Below are 471 nucleotides of genomic sequence, written 5' to 3' on the forward strand. Positions count from 1 at the left end.
GCGGCGGGGGCCTGCGGCGTGCCCCTCGGTGAGGGCGTCTACGCGTGGTTCTCCGGCCCGAGCTTCGAAACCCCGGCGATCCCGGCGGCGAGGTTGGTCACCACCGACACGGCCGCCACCGGCAGGCCGAGGAAGCGGGCGAGGATCACTTCGGGCACGGTGGACATGCCCACGAGGTCGGCTCCGAGGATGCCGGCCATCCGGACCTCGGCCGGGGTCTCGAAGCTCGGGCCGGAGAACCACGCGTAGACGCCCTCACCGAGGGGCACGCCGCAGGCCCCCGCCGCGGCCCGGAGGCGCACGCGCAGGTCCGCATCGTAGGCGTCGGTCATCGGCACGAAGCGGGCGTCGCTCGCCTCACCGATCAGCGGGTTCAGGCCCGACAGGTTGATGTGGTCGGCGAGCAGGACCAGGCTGCCCGGGCCGGTCTCCGGCCGCAGGGACCCGGAGGCGTTGGTCAGCAGCAGGCGC

The 471-nt window shown here is 74.3% G+C and carries 1 pseudogene; it reads right to left on the bottom strand.

What is annotated here, in order from left to right:
• Positions 1–38: 38 nt before the first annotated feature.
• Positions 39–471 (bottom strand): annotated as a pseudogene (locus tag FV228_RS32515) (purine-nucleoside phosphorylase); the annotation flags it as partial.

The organism is Methylobacterium sp. WL18, assembly GCF_008040015.1.
GTDB lineage: Bacteria > Pseudomonadota > Alphaproteobacteria > Rhizobiales > Beijerinckiaceae > Methylobacterium > Methylobacterium mesophilicum.